We start from the raw sequence: 16,755 nt of genomic DNA, 5'->3' as shown, positions 1-16,755 counted from the left end.
ATGAGTACGATAGAAAAAGCATTGGCTAAGAAAAAAGCACGTAGCAATCAGAGTGTTGATGATAAGCCAGAGGCTCCAGAACAAGAAGCCAGCTCGATATTAACAACTGAGCAGTCTAAAGATAATATTCACGTTAATAACACCGTGATTAACATTAACAATGACAGGTTAACAGAGCGAGGCTTTATTCACACCGGTGGTGATACTACGCACATTCAAGAAGAATTTAGGCATATAAAGCGTAAGCTTATCAATAATGCTTTCGGGCCAGTCTCGAAAACGTTAAAAAACAGCAACCTAATCATGGTTAGTAGTTCAAATCCTAATGAAGGAAAAACATTTGTTTCGATAAATTTGGCGTTAAGTATTGCACTAGAGCAAGATAAAACGGTGCTATTGATTGATGCTGACGTATTAAGGCCAAGTGTTCATCGCGAGCTTGAGTTTGAAAATAATAAAGGTCTTTTAGATTATTTAAGATCTGATGTATCTGACTTGTCAGAGATTATTTATAGCACTAGCATCTCTAACTTAAAGATAATGCCTGCGGGTACGACACATCATTTGACTAACGAATTACTCGCTAGTGATCGAATGGCAAAGCTTGCTCGAGAATTAGCAGACAGGTATCCCGATCGAATCGTTATTTTTGATTGCCCACCACTCTTAGGCGTAACAGAAACACCTGTCTTAGCCAGCTTGGTCGGACAAGGAATAGTTGTTGTTGAAGAGTCAAAAACAAAATTAGAACATGTAAAAAGTGCTACCGCTCAATTAGATGAAAACCTAGCAGTAGGTTTTATTATTAATAAAACAATAAAAACAAGTAAGGACGTTTATGGCTATTACGGCTATGGATATGGCGATAAAAGATAATAAATTTTCTTTCTTGGCGTTATTATTATCGTTCAGTTCATGCCAAGTATTGTCTGCGGATCTAGAAATAACTCCTTCCGTGACACTTGGCACAACCTATACAGATAATGTCTTGGCTGAAAAATCTGGCAAAACAGATAGTTTAGTTTCAGAAGTAGGTGCAGCAATTAGTGCTTCACTAGAGTCAAGGGCTTTAACCGTATCCCTTCAAAGCAGTATTGAACGCAAACTCTATAGTAATGACCATGATTTGGATAAGAACTTTACTTTTTTAAACTCTCAGCTTTCTTTTTCGCCATGGGCTAATGGCCCCGAGTTGCAGTTGAGTGCCAGTATTAATAATGTCGCGAAATCAACAGCAGATAATTTATATTCAGATTTGGTCAGTGGCGAAACGGTACAAACTGAAAATTACACGGTAGGTTTGAGTCAAGTAGTCAATAACTCTAACCTACAATTAAATGCATCAGTTAATGCGAATAAGAGCGTTGCTGAAGATAATGTAGGTGAAAGTGAAGGCTACCAAAGCTCATTTTCATTTTCAAATGGCTCCGGCATAAAACGTTTTTTCTGGGATATATATGGTAACTACTCAGACCGTGAAAATAACGGTAGAACAGGTAGAAATCACAAGATAGATGTCAAATTGGGTTTTAGTACACCAATTAAATTGAGTCCTTATATCAGATATTATGACGAAGATTTTTCAGGTAATATATCAACGTCACAAAATAATTTAACAACCCCTTCTTCTGGTGCGGGTATTCGATGGCAAGTTGCTGAACATTTTGTGCTAGATACATCATATAACTATGTCGATGATAGCAGAGTCAATGACGACTATATTGAAGCAACGATTAATTGGCAAGCTAGTGAGCGTACCTCTATTTACGCCAAATATAACCAGCGTTTTTTTGGTGATTCCTTTAACGTCAATATTTCTCATCGCAATCGACGCTTAACCAATAACATCACTTATGATGAGACGTTACAAGCGTTTCAGCGAGATAATTTCGAAGTGTTTATCAGTGGCTCTATTTGGTGCCCAATTAACCAACCTTTTGATGAAAGTAACTGCTTAAGCTCGAATGAGAATATTGCAGATCCCAGCGAATACGTTCAGCTCAATACGCTGGCACAAAGACCGATAGAGGATGATCAATTTTCACTTAACAAGTCTCTTCAATGGAGCTCAGAATTGGCTCTGTCTAAAACTACATTTACCTTAACTGCGTCAAGGCGTGAGCGTGAAAATCTGAGCCAAGGCAATATTGATAAATATTTTAACAGTTCGCTGGTTGCAACACGTAGCCTCAGCTCCCGCAGCAATATATCACTAACTTGGCGTTTTAATAAAGTTGAATACAACACCAATAGTATTGAAGATGCTTTTATTCAAACGGATTATTATCGTATGATAAAGACGATATATAACCGAAAATTGACCAATGAACTCAGTGGCGATATTTCCCTCGAATATCGAAATAGAACCTCAGACAGAAATGACAGGGACTATGAAGAATCTCGCATTGCTATAAACATCAAAAAAGATTTTTAATATGTATGAAAATTATTATGGGTTTAAGGAAAGACCTTTTCAGCTAAGCCCAGATCCTCGTTTCTTTTTCGCGTCCAATCACCATCAACGTGCGTTATCTTATTTGCAATACGGACTAGATCAAGGTGAAGGTTTTATTGTCATAACAGGGCCAATTGGTACAGGAAAAACAACCATTGCCCGCAATCTGCTAAACAATATAAGCGATTCAGATATTGTCGCTGCTCAATTGGTAACAACAAAATTGGAACCTCTTGAACTATTGGAGCTTGTTGCCGCTGAGTTTAAGATCGATATAGGTGGCAACAACAAAGCAGAAGTGTTGCAAGCAATCGAGCAATTCTTGATTGGCCTAAACCAGCAAGGAAAGCGTGCATTGCTATTGGTTGACGAAGCACAGAATTTACCTGCAGAATCGGTCGAAGAGCTACGCATGTTGTCCAATTTTCAACTTGACAATAAACCACTTATCCAGAGTTTCTTATTAGGCCAAGAAGAGCTAAAAGGCATCATACAAGCCCCTAACATGGAGCAATTTAGGCAACGAATTATAGCATCGGCTCACTTGCAGCCTTTATCTGTTGAAGAAGTTGAACAATACATTATTCACCGATTAAGCCAAGCAGGCTGTGAAAAAGAAAATATTTTCAATGAGGATTGCTTCGATTTGATTCACCAGAAAACACAAGGTGTTCCTCGTAAAATAAACATATTCGTTGACCGTTTACTGTTATTTGGTTTTTTAGAAGAGCTCCAAGAGATTTCATTAGATGCCATTAATGAAGTTGCCGATGAAATGGGGATTGAGCTTACCGGTTCATTAAATTCTCAAGTAGGATTGTCACAACCGTCGAATCAGGTGGTGGTAAACTCGACTGAAAATGTCGAAAATATTAAGAACGTTTTACGAGAAGTGGAAGAAATTCTTGAATCAACTATCAAAGAAAAAATAAAAATGACGCGCTATGTCGACAAATTATTAAAGCAGAAAAACAGACAATATGCTCAAGCCAATACGTCGATAGAAAGTCGAGACAACTAGTTATTTATCAGCAAAATTGGAAGATAGTTACAAACAGGCTAATTACAACTTATCACAATGTGCTAAAATATTTGTTCTAATAAATTTGAGCGAAACAAGATGTTAGCAATACGTTCCTTTTTTTACTTCTTGCTTACATTACCAGTCAAAGTACTGGTGAGATGTAAAATTGTCCCTGATGATTCAATAAAGTCAGGGACTTTATCTAGTAAACAACCCGTTTTTTACGTTGTACGTCATCAATCAGCGAGTGACCTTTTAACCCTAAAAAAAGCATGTAAAAAATTAGGGTTGCCCGATCCATTAAGTAAAGTTGATATTAAAGGACAGCAGTTTTCACGGACAATTTGTTTAGAAAAACCAACACCCATATTTCGATGGCGCAAAACTCGTCAAACCGAAGCACTGTCTCAAGGTATCGCATTACTGAAAGAGCACGGGCTCGATCCCGAACTCAATGCACAACTTATTCCCGCAAATATAGTATGGGGAAGAAAACCTAATATCGAAAAAAATGATGCCAATGTTGGTACATTATTAGCAGATCAAGAGTCACCCTCAGCACTACGTAAATTTTTTATTGTCTTATTTCTTGGACGACACGCATTAGTAAGATTAAGCGAGGCATTATCAATTCGCACCATGGCGGATCAACACGGTACTGATGATGTAATGGCACATAAATTACTGAGAGTTGCTCGATTCCATTTTCATCGTCAAACCATAGCCGCCACAGGGCCTCGACTAATGCATAGACAACAAATGTTTAATGCTTTATTGGGTAACGCTTCAATTAAAAAGCTCATCGCTGATGAGGCTAAAAATAAAAATATCAGCACTGATAAAGTCAAAAAACAAGCGCTTAACATCATGGACGAGATTGCTGGTGATTACAGAGAATCGATGGTGCAATTTGGCGAACGCGTACTTGATAAATTATGGAATCGACTATACAAAGGCATTGAAGTAAAAAATGCTCATGTGGTTAGAGAGCTAGCACAAGATGGCCATGAAATTATATATGTCCCATGCCACCGAAGCCATATGGATTATTTGCTGCTGACATACATTATATTCCATGAAGGGCTTGTGACCCCAAGAATAGCAGCGGGTATCAACCTAAATTTCTGGCCTGCTGGTCCAATATTTAGAAAAGCCGGGGCATTTTTTATTCGCCGTAGTTTTAGAGGAAATCGTCTATATTCCACTATTTTTCGCGAATATTTAGGTCTACTATTTGAGCGTGGATATTCGGTCAAATACTATACAGAAGGTGGTCGCAGCCGCACAGGTCGTTTATTGGCACCCAAAACCGGCATGCTGGCGATGACCATTCAGAGCTTATTGCGAGGTATTGATCGTCCACTGACCCTTGTTCCTGTCTACATCGGCTATGAACATGTAATGGAAGTGAGCACCTATCACAAGGAGCTTAGCGGCTCTAAAAAACAAAAAGAATCTATTTTTGGTGTCTTTAAAGCAATTAAGAGTTTAAGAAACTACGGCAAGGGTTATGTTAATTTTGGAGATCCTATCCATTTAAATGGCTTTCTAAATCATCAAGTACCAACCTGGAAGGATGCGATTGACCCTATCGATCCACAAAAGCCAAGCTGGCTAACACCTAGTGTTAATGTACTTGCCAATCAAGTAATGATCAATATCAATCAAAATGCAGCGCTTAATGGCGTATCTTTGATAGCATTGATTTTACTCGCGTCCGAAAATAATGCATTAGCCGAGTCAACCTTAATCGAACAACTCGAGTTTGCCCTTAAACTCCAAAAACTAGCACCTTACAGCAAACAGTTAACGATACCGGAAGATAGCGCTGAGCAATTGCTTGCGCACGTAAAAGAGCTTAACAAGATTACCGTAGAACGAGACAATTTAGGTGACATCATTTCATTGTCAAATTCTGCTGCATTAGAAATGAGTTATTATCGAAACAATATTATTCATACCTATGTTCTACCTTCAATAATCGCAAGAATCATCGAACGAACTACAAAAATAAGCCATGACGAGATAGTAAAGCAGGTAACTAGCATTGCTTTATTAGTCAAGACCGAGTTGTTTATTTGGCACCAACCTGAAGATTTTGAGCAGGCCATCACACAAATTTTGGAAAGCCTAAGTCAGCTTGAATTAGTTAAGCAGTCAAAAGCAGGATTTTGGTCGGCTGTTGACTGTACACATGTAAGAACAAAGCTAAGGTTAATGGGCGAGGTTATTGATGAGACGTTGCAGCGATTGGCCATTTTAACTACTGCGATTAGTCGACAAGCGCCAGTCAGTAAAGCCGCGTTGGAAGAGCAAGTAATGGCTGTCGCTAAGCGTTTGTCTAAACTTAATAACATCAACGCGCCTGAATTTATCGATAAAAAAGCACTAACAGGGCTGATTAATGCACTCAAAGACTATCAATACATTTCAACCAACGATCAAAACCATCTGCTTGATAACTCAAGCTTGTCAGAGTTAAAAGCAAACGTGTCGAATTTAGTCGATATTAAAGTACTGCAGAGCATTGCTAGGTAGCCAAAACAAAGTAACGAGAAAATGAAAAAGCCCCAAATAGGATTTTATCTGGGGCTTTTCTATAATGCGCAATAATTGCTTAACTATAAATATTCAATGAATATTCCAAGAAATATCACCAAGCCAAAAAAGTGATTATTTAGAAAAGCCTTAAAGCAAGATTGCTTTTCTCGGTTAACAATGAGCATTTGTTGATAGCAAAACAACCCTGCCCCTATCACCACAGAAAGCTGAAATGGCCAGCCAAAAGCCAATAATTCACCAACCGTCCATAAGAGCCCTAAAGTAACCAACTGCAAGAAGGCAACAACTTTTTTGTCATACTGGCCAAATAATATCGCTGTTGATTTAACACCTATTTTTAAGTCATCGTCTCGATCAACCATAGCGTACATGGTGTCATATGCTACCGTCCAAATAACATTTGCGAAGAACAACAGCCAAGCCACATTGGGTATCCTCCCCTCTAACTCAGCAAAGGCCATGATCATACCCCAGCTAAATGCGGCGCCTAACACCACTTGTGGAAGGTGCGTATATCGCTTCATAAAAGGATATGAGGCAGCAAGTACTAGAGCAACCACCGAAAGTTGTATGGTATACCAACTAAGCTGTGCGACTAAAGCAAAGGCAATACCAATCAAAAAGCCAAATAATAACAAGGCTTGTTCGCTGGTCATCTGGCCTGAAACAAGAGGTCTAGTTTTAGTCCTTTCAACCTGTCCATCAACTTTACGATCAGCAAAATCATTTATTACACAACCGGCACTGCGCATTACAAACACACCTAAACCGAAAATCAACAGTATCATTGGTTGTGGGTAACCATCAGAGGCAACCCAAAGCGCCCAAAACGTAGGCCAAAGCAACAAATAAGTACCAATTGGCTTATCCATACGGGTAATCTGCTTTATCGCTTGCCAGTTCATTACAGCCTGACTCATAAAAGCTCCCTTTCTTTTTTGTAGGCAAAAGCATTAGGTAGAAACACCTCTGCCACTACAATGGGTTTGTCATCCACGTGAAACAAGGAGCGGCGACCCCACATCTCCTGAGATGCATTTAATTCAAGCTTATCGGCTAATTTGGCAACACTACTTTGATTATTAAAGCGCCCTACCTCAATGGCGGTGCGCGTAAGGTTAGCTTTGCTGAATATCACCTGTCCTAGTGGCTTATCACCCAAGGTAGCTAATGCTTGCTCTTCACCAGTTAAACTTGCTAATGGCAATAAACTCCGAGCAAAAACTTGCGCACTATCATCGCAATATAAAATCACTTCTCTGGTCAATATTTCAGAGCCTACCTGAATAATTTCACACGCATCTTGCTTACTGCACTTTTCTAGGCGCTGTCCTAGCACCACAACTCTAAAGTCGTGGCTGTGCTTTTTTAAGCGTGCTGTTAAGGACGTGGGATCCAATAACCAATCAGCGAGACACGAGTCAACATCAAGCTGTGACGAAGGAATCCAGTGGGTATGAAGCTGTACCGGAAATAAAGAATTAAGAGCTGACATAGTGCAAAGTACTGGCGAAAACTGTGCTCATAATAACAGGCAATGAATAGGTGCGACTAGTGCTAGTGCCTCTTCTAGAATCAATAAATGAAAATAATCAATTCTCTGCTACCTTTTTGTAATGAGTTAGTTACAATAATATCATTCCTGAGCACTCGACTGCTTTTTGTAGAGTTGTAACACCAATGAAAAAACTTTTTTTAATGTTAGTCTTATTCGTCAGTACTTTTTCTGCTAAAGGTACTGAATATGTCTATTTTGGTTTTGAACCTGACATTATTACTAACTATGTTGCCGTGAAAAAAAAGCTTGGTTATGTACGATTAACCGTTGAGCTCATGATTGAAGGCAGCAATAACCTAGAAGCCGTAGAACACCACTCCCCGTTGCTACGTGACGCTATTATTAATATTATTGGTCAACAGCCCGAAGAAAAAATTAAATCCATTAACGGACGTCATGAAATACAAAGATTATGTGAAGATCAAGTAAAAACACTGCTCACACAGGAAACGGGAAAACCTTTGGTTAAACGCTTAATGTTTACGCAATGGCTCGATAACTAAAGGCCAGTATTCTCTCAAATAAAACGTTCAAACACTTACTGTCTGAACGTTTTATTTGACCACAACGCCAAAGCACATCCACTGACAAGCCCAAGCAAATGAGCCGCATTGGCTACGTTCACCGGCAGTAAATCGACAAAGCCCAAGACTAACCAGAATAGCATAAAGCCAATAATAGGCTTTGGCAGCATCAAACCCTTTGCTGGATTTAACCATCCTGTCCACCATACAAAACCAACTACTGCATAAACGACACCTGATAAACCGCCGAAATTGGATCCTGAAACTAAAAATTGGCCCAGATTTGAAACGATAGCCGAGACCAAAAAAAGGTTCATCAGTGTAAATTTACCGTATGTTTTTTCAATCGCTCCCCCGAGTTGCCACCACCACATGGTGTTAAAGACAATGTGAAGCCAAGAAAAATGAAAGAATGCAGGCCCCAATAGCCGCTGAGGCTCCCCTACTAGCCCTGCAAAGCTAAGTTCTGAATAGAAGCGCAATAAATTAAACGTTGTGTTCGCGTAGCCAAATTGACTGAGCAAAAAGACAAACCAACATAAAGCAAATACAGATAATGTTACAACACCGGCATGCTCTAAAAATCGGGTTTTAAACTCACTTACGCCCGAAATGTGAGTATCATTCGATGATGTACTGCCATGCTGCCACGCTGCGTGCTGATATTTGGGGTTATAAGGTTGTTGGGCAAATTCATTAAAAACTTGCTGCCCAAGATCTAGCTTATCGGCTTGGATATAAACAATGTAAGCCCCATCTTGTGGCTCGAGTTGCGCTGTTATCTCAAGACTTTTTAGATAATCAACAAACAATTGACCAATGCGTTGTTGGTCAATTTTAACTAATGGGGCAAGCGCTGAATTTTCCATTAACTTTCAATTAGCTCAGGATATTGCGTTTGCCATTGAACAAAACCACCGTCAAGGGAATATACTTCGGAAAAGTCCTGGCTGATAAGAAACTCAGCCGCCGGTTGACTAGAAATCCCATGATAACAGCACACGACTGTCGCTACATCTAAATCAGCCTCTCGCATAAAGTCGCCAATATTATCGTTAGTAAGATGTATTGCGCCGGGAATATGGCCAGCCAAGTACGAATTTTCATCACGAATGTCGACGACGACAATTGGTGCTGTTGATATAGTTTCTTGCAGCTGCTGGCATTGCAAATGTTTGAATGTTTCTGGGTTAGTCATTACGGTAGTGTACTGTTTTAAAATTCCAAAATTTGATACTGCTATAATACAAAAAGGTGCTAACAAGTAGCACCTTTTATTTCGTTTATCGCTTCTTTTGTTAAAAAGCTATGTCCAATTCAAGATGACTTTACCTGATTGACCTGAGCGCATCACATCAAAGCCTTGCTGAAAATCATCAATTTCAAATTGGTGCGTAATAATTGGCGATAAGTCTAGACCCGATTGAATCAAACTTGCCATTTTGTACCAAGTTTCGAACATTTCGCGTCCGTATATACCTTTAATTGTTAGCCCTTTAAAGATAACTTGGCTCCAGTCAATCGCCATGTCTTTACCCGGTATGCCTAACATCGCAATTTTGCCACCGTTATTCATATTTGCCAACATATCGGTAAAGGCCATAGGAACGCCTGACATTTCCAGGCCAACATCAAAGCCTTCCGTCATGCCTAGTTCATGCATGACATCGCTTAATTTTTCTTTTGACACGTCAACGGCTCTTGTTGCGCCCATTTTCATGGCTAAATTTAAGCGATATTCGTTTATATCGGTCACCACAACATGACGTGCACCAACATGTTTCGCAACTGCGGCTGCCATAATTCCGATAGGGCCAGCACCTGTGATCAACACGTCTTCACCAACAAGATCGAAAGACAATGCTGTATGAACCGCATTACCAAAGGGATCAAAAATAGCCGCTAAATCATCTGAAATCTCATCAGGCAATTTAAAGGCATTAAACGCAGGAATCACTAAGTACTCAGCAAAACTACCAGTTCTATCGACCCCTACACCGACGGTATTTCGGCATAAGTGCGTGCGGCCACCACGGCAGTTTCGACAATGTCCACAAGTAATATGGCCTTCACCTGATACCCGATCACCAACAGCAAAGCCTTTGACTTCTTGGCCAATGCCAACCACTTCACCAGCATACTCATGGCCTACAACCATAGGTACAGGAATGGTCTTTTGAGACCATTCATCCCAATTGTAAATATGAATATCAGTACCACAAATAGCCGTTTTATTGATCTTAATAAGCAAGTCATTATGACCCAATTCAGGCTTAGGTGAGTCTGTCATCCAAATGCCTTCTTTGGCATGTAATTTAGCTAAAGATTTCATATCGACTCCTAAATAACGCCCATTTCTTTACCAATAGTGATAAAGGCAGCAATTGCTTTATCAAGTTGAGCACGAGTATGCGCCGCTGAAATTTGTGTTCGAATACGTGCTTTGCCATTAGGTACTACAGGGAATGAAAAACCGATTACATAGATACCTTGCGCAAGTAACTGGTTCGCCATATCACTTGCCAATTTTGCATCGCCCAACATCACTGGCACTATAGCGTGATCAGCGCCTGCACAGGTAAATCCAGCTTTTTCCATTTCACTGCGGAAGTACGTTGCATTATCTTTTAATGTTTTACGCAGCGCATCACCATCGGCTAATAATTCAAGTACCTTTATAGACGCATTAACAATCGCAGGAGCTAATGAGTTTGAAAATAAGTATGGACGAGAGCGCTGTCTCAACCATTCAATCACTTCTTTCTTACCTGACGTATAACCGCCTGAAGCGCCGCCCATCGCCTTGCCTAACGTACCTGTGATAATGTCCACGCGACCCATCACTTCACAATATTCATGACTACCGCGGCCTTGTTCACCTACAAAGCCAACCGCATGAGAATCGTCCACCATGACAAGCGCATTGTATTTGTCCGCCAAATCACAAACGGATTTTAAATCAGCGATAACACCATCCATCGAAAAGACACCATCGGTGGCAATTAATTTAAACCGTGCGCCGGCTTCATCTGCTTCTTTTAAACGAGATTCTAATTCTGCCATGTCATTGTTGGCATAACGGAATCGTTTTGCTTTACATAAACGAACGCCATCAATAATAGAGGCATGATTCAACGCATCTGAAATAATCGCGTCTTCAGGTCCTAATAATGTTTCGAACAAGCCCGCATTGGCATCAAAACACGACGAATATAAAATTGTGTCTTCCATGCCTAAGAATTCACTTAACTTTTGCTCTAGTGTTTTGTGAATATCTTGCGTTCCACAAATAAAGCGAACTGATGCCATACCAAAACCGTGCTCATCTAGACCGGCTTTTGCTGCCTTAATGAGTTCAGGGTGATTTGCCAAACCAAGGTAGTTGTTGGCACAGAAATTTACCACTTCTTCACCTGAAGCTACTGCTATTTCAGCTTGTTGTGCGGTGGTAATAATTCGCTCAGCCTTGTACAAGCCGTCTTGCTTTACTTGATCAATCTGACCTTGAAGGTGAGTATAAAACGTAGATGACATATAAGCCCCAATTAATTCTTTATGTTGTTAAGTAGTTTTTATCAATTGTTATAACACTTAGCGTACAGATGCAGCTTACGCAAGCTAGGTGCAAAATTTGCGTTATTTTACGTGATTGGTTAACAAGATACAGCCTACAAGCGCAGAAAATGGTGACGATAAGTGTAAACTTTTAGCCGCACTCACATGTAGATCCAATGTTTGGGGGATAAGTATTGCTATCTCGAGTGAAAAGCAACCCACTTAGCAATGTCGATGTAAAGGCTACTGCTTCTATCTTTAGAGTTGGTGCGATAAATTGAACCTTTAAACATTTGTATTTTACTACCCGAATCCCCATTCCAATTGAACATCTCTTTGGCCGTTTGAAAGGATTCCGTTTGGTGTACTGAGCCAATAAAATAATTCGGCATATCAATGAGATTTTTGTATTGCTCTTTCGCCATATAATCCATCACGGGCTCAATAAAAACAGAAGCGCTGACATGCACTTTCTCAGCAACTTGTACCGCGGTATGAGCAGAGCAACCACTTGAAACAATCGAAATAGGTTTTTTACGTCCGATCTTATTACGTAAATAGTTAAACGCTAACACTCCATCATCACCCCAAAAGGCATAAAGCAACGCTGCATTTTGTTGATACGAAATGATGTCTTTAGACTTCCGTTTGATCGCCTCATGTGAGTAAAGTTCAGATATGCTGCCACCAAATCCGCGCATATTGAGCACCAAGGCATCTATTCTCGCAAGTTGAAAGCTCTCAGCTAACGCAAGGTAGGGATTCAACGTGTCATTGCAATCATGAAATATGAGCACCCCTCCTATGCTTTTTTCTGCTTGGAAAAAATGTGCATTAAGCTCAAAATTATTAGGTGCAGACACTTTCACTTGTTGAGGCGGCAAAATACGTTGGCTGATAGCTTCTTCAGCGCCAACGACGGTATGACTGTACAAACAGATTAATATCATGAAAGCTATCAAGCGCATTGATCTGTGTTCCTTAACAGAGTGGCATCAACGAATTACAGCATATCAGACGCACATGACGAGTTAAATAATTAGTATCGCTTGTACATTCAAAGCCGCCTCAATTTAACTAACGACGAAAAAAGATATTCACGCTATAATCGGCTGCATTCTTTTTCGGAGCTACGCTTGTCAGCATGACACTGTTTTTATATCGCTTTTTACTCATCATCATCACTCCTCTGTTGCTGTTAGCGCTTGTTGTTCGCTCTTTAAATCACCCTAAATATCGCCAGCGCATAAAAGAAAGACTAGGCCTGATACCCACAACGTTTCCAACCAATTGCATTGTGATTCATGCCGCCAGTGTTGGTGAGGTCATCGCGATTAAAAGTTATGTAGACTACCTTCTTACCCAAAATCAACACATTGTCATGACAACTTTTACCCCTACGGGCTCAGAACAAGTTAAGAAGTTGTTCTGTGATCGGGTGCATCACTGTTATTTGCCACTTGATGTGTGGCCATGCACTTGGTTATTTTTACGCCGGCTAAAGCCTAAAGCCCTAGTGTTAATGGAAACAGAAATATGGCCAAACCTTATTCATCAATGTCAAAAGCGTCATATTAAACTGCAATTGATTAACGCACGTTTGTCCGAAAAATCGATAACCAGTTACCGTAAAATTAAGCCATTGATCACACCTGCCTTACAGTGTTTTGATCAAATTTTGTGTCAAAGCCACGAAAGCTATCAACGATTTCTGTCACTCGAAGCGCATCAATCGCGTTGCGAAGTGGCGGGCAATTTGAAATTTGATTTGGCCATCAATGATGATATCAACGCCAAAACAAAACACTTGGGTCAACTGCTGCCAAAACAGAAACCAGTTTGGCTGGTGGCAAGCAGTCACTCTGGGGACGAAGAAATTGTATTATCTGCATATCAAACGCTAATAGAAAAGCACCCAGAACTGCTATTAATATTGGTACCAAGACACCCCGAACGTTTTGAGTCCGTGTTTACCTTGTGCGAAACCCAAGGCTTTAATACGCAAAAAAGAAGTACAGACGCAACCGTACTAGCGCAAACCCAAGTGTGGGTGCTAGATACCTTGGGCGAGCTGATGTCAGCTTATCAATTAGCAGACTATGTCACCATCGCTGGCACATTTTCCAATATTGGGGGTCACAACCCATTAGAACCCGCCCTGTATAAAAAGCCAATTATCGTCGGTGCAGACATGCATAATTTTAATGAAATCAATTCTTTAATGAATAAAGAAGAAGGGATAATTCAACTGGCAGGACAAGCCCCTATAGACGAACTTGTCAAAGAAATATCAACTTTGATTGAATTACCACAATTAGCTAAAAACCTTGGGCAAAATGCATATAAAGTTGTGCAACAAAACCAAGGGGCGAGTGTCTATTGCAGCACTAAACTACTTAACCTATTGTAACGTCGAACTTTAGTCGAATCAGCTTAGTTCTGGATAATGATCAGCAAGCAACTGACGTACTTTATCAAGCACTTCTGACACTTGAATGTTATCCATTAAATCACTCCCTTTTGCCCTGATGCCCCACGGCAGTTTAGCCAACACTTTATTGTGTTGTTTTTGAATAATTTCCTGATAATGACTCACGACATATTGTTGATACAAATAGGGGCCCGTACGGTGGGGGTTGCTATGTGCATAGAGTCCAATAACAGGCGTACCAACCGTGACGGCCATATGCGCAGGACCGGTGTCTGGCGCTACCACCAAGTGTGATAATTTAAGTACGGCGAGCAATTGCTTTAACGAAGTTTTGCCGACTAGGTTTAGCAGTTCTACATCACAATGCTTGATAATATTATCGGCTAAATCACGTTCTAAGGCTGTTGGCCCACCACAAATCGCCACAGTAAAGCCTTTGCCTACTAATTCCTGCGCAACTTCAGCATAACCTTCACAAGACCAGTTACGTTCAGCTTTACTTGCTGCTGGGCAAATAGTCGCTATCGGCTTACCATTGGTAAATTGTTCAGCCGCCCACAACATGTCTTCATCAGTCAAGGGCATATGCCATTGAGGTTGGCTGATTTCACAACCAAGCAATTGAGCAAAGCCCATGAAACCATCTAACACATGTGGATTACGCTGTGGCGCGATACGCTCATTAGTGAATAACCACTGACCTTCTTTCGCGCGAAGACGATCAAAACCAATTTTATGCGTAGCAGGGATCATCATACTGGCAATGCTAGCACGCAAGGCCACTTGCATATGCAATAAAACATCAAAAGACTGATCACTACATTGTCGCCGCAACGCCAATAAGCCTTTAATACCTGCTTTTTTATCAAACACGATAAAATTAACGCCAGGTAAGTCTTTCAGCAGCATCGCTTCAACTTTCCCTACCACCCATGTTATTTCAACGTTTGGATGGGTGCGCTGCAGTAATTGCACCATTGCGACTGCATGACAGACATCACCAATGGCAGAAAGACGCAATATACAGATTTTTTTTAGTTCGGCTAATTGACCCAGCATTCAGGAATCACCACAATAGGCTAGCAAAGTATGAATTGAGCTTATTATCTTGAACCTTAGACCGAAAGTAAATTACCAACAGTTAGAAGCTGACAATAATTATTATTTTTTTAACCCTAAGAGTGCACCTGACTTTCAGCCAGATTACTTTTCTAGTAATTATTGGCAACAACGTAATGCCATCATCGGCAGTGCCCAGGGTAGAGGCACAACATGGTTTATTTCATATGAAGAACAAAGCTGGGTATTAAAACACTATTACCGCGGCGGTCTGGTCGGCAAAGTGTTAAAAGACGGTTATTTGTACACGGGCCTCAATCAGGCGCGCTCTGTCGCAGAATTTACCTTACTTAATAAGCTAACAACACTAAATTTACCGGTACCAAAACCCATCGCATGCTCTGTTATTAGAAAGGGGTTTTACTATCAAGCGGATCTGATCACTTCAAAAATCGAAAACGCCAAAGATTTAGTCGGAATATTAGAAAACCAGTCAATTGATAAAAGACTATGGCGTGAGGTAGGTAAAACTATCCAACAATTTCATCACCATGGCGTCTATCACCACGACCTTAATATTCATAACATTTTAATAGACAGTGAAGAAAAGGTATGGATAATCGATTTTGATCGAGGAGAAATTAGAAAGCCTGCTCAACAATGGCAACAGGCTAATATGGCGCGATTGAAGCGTTCGTTCTTAAAAGAGCAAAAACGATTAAATAACTTCAATTGGCAGCAAAGTGAATTTGAGTCATTACTCCTCGGTTATCAATTGACCCGCTAATGCTTCTTTATGACGCTCAAGGTACATTTCACGCGCTTTGATAAACTCCGGTAATGCTGCTTCAGTCGTGTACGGTCGAATAATCACTAGTATCTTTAATACGCCTTCATAAAATACGGAAGCATCGATTTCTGCATCCATATTTTGGGTTTGATGGAAACTGAGCCAGAAGGTATTTACAATACGTAAAATACTCACCAAGTCAGGTAATTCCTCATCTGAAAAACTGATCATATTCGCATTACGCAATGAGATCATCATATCGCCAACGCGCTCAGCAATGAATTGCTGCACTTCAACATATTTTTCACGCAGTAATGGGTTTTTTGCCAATAACACAGGTAAGTTTGCGTAGAAAAAACGGAATTTAGACATGGCTTGAAATACGGCATCCATATACAAAATAATTGCATCAAGAGGTTTAACATCAGCTGTCACAACCGGAAATGTTTCTAATAGCAGATTACGAGCATATTCTTCATAGATGGATAAGATGATGTCTTCTTTATTGCGAAAGTGATAATAAAGGTTGCCAGGACTAATACTTAAGTGCGCTGCAATATGATTGGTTGTAACATTTCGCTCTCCATGCTCATTAAATAACGCAATACTTGCTTGTATTATTTTGTCCCGTGTTTTCATACTAACCGCTCTTTGTCACTTTGGTAATTCAAACTATCATACTATCAATTTCTTAGTGATTTAAAGGTTTTTTGAGTAAATACTTTAAGCACAAATGATTCTTCTTTCCTCTAGCTCTTATCATCAGCGAACTACACTGTTGTATTCTGATAAATACA

16 protein-coding genes are annotated in these 16,755 nt (G+C 40.1%); 7 read left to right on the top strand and 9 right to left on the bottom strand.

Going from position 1 to position 16,755, the window contains the following annotated elements:
* The 4 genes from QUE03_RS00940 to plsB all read left to right on the top strand — a co-directional run bounded on the left by QUE03_RS00940 (position 1) and on the right by plsB (position 6,017).
* Positions 1-876 (top strand): XrtA-associated tyrosine autokinase, encoded by an 876-nt coding sequence (locus QUE03_RS00940; protein ID WP_286264185.1) that lies wholly within the window; start codon positions 1-3, stop codon positions 874-876.
* Positions 839-2,434, top strand: a complete 1,596-nt coding sequence (locus QUE03_RS00935) for a TIGR03016 family PEP-CTERM system-associated outer membrane protein (protein ID WP_286264182.1) — start codon at positions 839-841, stop codon at positions 2,432-2,434. Before QUE03_RS00940 ends, QUE03_RS00935 begins: the two co-directional genes overlap by 38 nt.
* A 1-nt stretch (position 2,435) precedes the next feature.
* Positions 2,436-3,476 carry an XrtA/PEP-CTERM system-associated ATPase gene (locus QUE03_RS00930; RefSeq protein WP_286264180.1) on the top strand — a complete coding sequence of 347 codons (1,041 nt, stop codon included), beginning with the start codon at positions 2,436-2,438 and terminating at the stop codon, positions 3,474-3,476.
* 99 nt (positions 3,477-3,575) lie between these two features.
* Complete coding sequence (plsB, locus tag QUE03_RS00925; protein WP_286264178.1) at positions 3,576-6,017, top strand: glycerol-3-phosphate 1-O-acyltransferase PlsB; 2,442 nt, start codon at positions 3,576-3,578, stop codon at positions 6,015-6,017.
* Between the two features lie 83 nt (positions 6,018-6,100).
* On the opposite strand, the gene ubiA is transcribed toward plsB, so the two are convergent.
* On the bottom strand, positions 6,101-6,961 hold the full coding sequence (gene ubiA, locus QUE03_RS00920; RefSeq protein ID WP_286264175.1) for a 4-hydroxybenzoate octaprenyltransferase: 861 nt from the start codon (positions 6,959-6,961) through the stop codon (positions 6,101-6,103).
* Entirely contained in the window at positions 6,958-7,536 is a 579-nt protein-coding gene (locus QUE03_RS00915) for a chorismate--pyruvate lyase family protein (protein ID WP_286264173.1), read from the bottom strand. The genes ubiA and QUE03_RS00915 overlap by 4 nt, the downstream gene beginning before the upstream one ends.
* Before the next feature lie 185 nt (positions 7,537-7,721).
* On the opposite strand from QUE03_RS00915, the gene QUE03_RS00910 reads away from it, so the two are divergent.
* Positions 7,722-8,102, top strand: coding sequence for a flagellar basal body-associated protein FliL (locus QUE03_RS00910; RefSeq protein WP_286264171.1), 381 nt, complete (start codon positions 7,722-7,724; stop codon positions 8,100-8,102).
* A 35-nt stretch (positions 8,103-8,137) separates the two neighbouring features.
* Here the strand turns inward: QUE03_RS00910 and glpG are convergent, their stop codons facing one another.
* The 5 genes from glpG to QUE03_RS00885 form a co-directional block, all read right to left on the bottom strand.
* Entirely contained in the window at positions 8,138-8,992 is an 855-nt protein-coding gene (glpG, locus tag QUE03_RS00905) for a rhomboid family intramembrane serine protease GlpG (RefSeq protein ID WP_286264169.1), read from the bottom strand.
* Positions 8,992-9,321, bottom strand: coding sequence for a thiosulfate sulfurtransferase GlpE (gene glpE / locus QUE03_RS00900; RefSeq protein ID WP_286264167.1), 330 nt, complete (start codon positions 9,319-9,321; stop codon positions 8,992-8,994). The genes glpG and glpE overlap by 1 nt, the downstream gene beginning before the upstream one ends.
* Before the next feature lie 108 nt (positions 9,322-9,429).
* Positions 9,430-10,455, bottom strand: coding sequence for an L-threonine 3-dehydrogenase (tdh, locus tag QUE03_RS00895; RefSeq protein WP_286264166.1), 1,026 nt, complete (start codon positions 10,453-10,455; stop codon positions 9,430-9,432).
* An 8-nt stretch (positions 10,456-10,463) separates the two neighbouring features.
* Complete coding sequence (locus tag QUE03_RS00890; protein ID WP_286264164.1) at positions 10,464-11,657, bottom strand: glycine C-acetyltransferase; 1,194 nt, start codon at positions 11,655-11,657, stop codon at positions 10,464-10,466.
* A gap of 218 nt (positions 11,658-11,875) precedes the next feature.
* A complete protein-coding gene (locus tag QUE03_RS00885) occupies positions 11,876-12,646 on the bottom strand; it encodes an alpha/beta fold hydrolase (RefSeq protein WP_286264161.1) in 771 nt (256 codons plus the stop codon).
* Between the two features lie 176 nt (positions 12,647-12,822).
* On the opposite strand from QUE03_RS00885, the gene waaA reads away from it, so the two are divergent.
* Positions 12,823-14,088, top strand: a complete 1,266-nt coding sequence (waaA, locus tag QUE03_RS00880; protein WP_286264158.1) for a lipid IV(A) 3-deoxy-D-manno-octulosonic acid transferase — start codon at positions 12,823-12,825, stop codon at positions 14,086-14,088.
* 18 nt (positions 14,089-14,106) lie between these two features.
* Here waaA and QUE03_RS00875 read toward each other — a convergent pair whose 3' ends face one another.
* A complete protein-coding gene (locus QUE03_RS00875; protein WP_286264156.1) occupies positions 14,107-15,168 on the bottom strand; it encodes a glycosyltransferase family 9 protein in 1,062 nt (353 codons plus the stop codon).
* Positions 15,169-15,217: 49 nt separating this feature from the next.
* Here QUE03_RS00875 and QUE03_RS00870 point away from each other — a divergent pair, with 49 nt between their 5' ends.
* Positions 15,218-15,955 (top strand): 3-deoxy-D-manno-octulosonic acid kinase, encoded by a 738-nt coding sequence (locus QUE03_RS00870; protein ID WP_286264154.1) that lies wholly within the window; start codon positions 15,218-15,220, stop codon positions 15,953-15,955.
* Here QUE03_RS00870 and QUE03_RS00865 read toward each other — a convergent pair.
* On the bottom strand, positions 15,926-16,597 hold the full coding sequence (locus QUE03_RS00865) for a TetR/AcrR family transcriptional regulator (RefSeq protein WP_286264152.1): 672 nt from the start codon (positions 16,595-16,597) through the stop codon (positions 15,926-15,928). The genes QUE03_RS00870 and QUE03_RS00865 overlap by 30 nt on opposite strands.
* Positions 16,598-16,755 lie beyond the last annotated feature (158 nt).

Origin of the sequence: Thalassotalea atypica (genome assembly GCF_030295975.1) — a bacterium.
In the GTDB taxonomy this organism is placed as follows: domain Bacteria; phylum Pseudomonadota; class Gammaproteobacteria; order Enterobacterales; family Alteromonadaceae; genus Thalassotalea_F; species Thalassotalea_F atypica.
The sequence above is the reverse complement of the archived record's forward strand: the minus strand, read 5'-3'. Positions and strand labels throughout refer to the sequence as shown.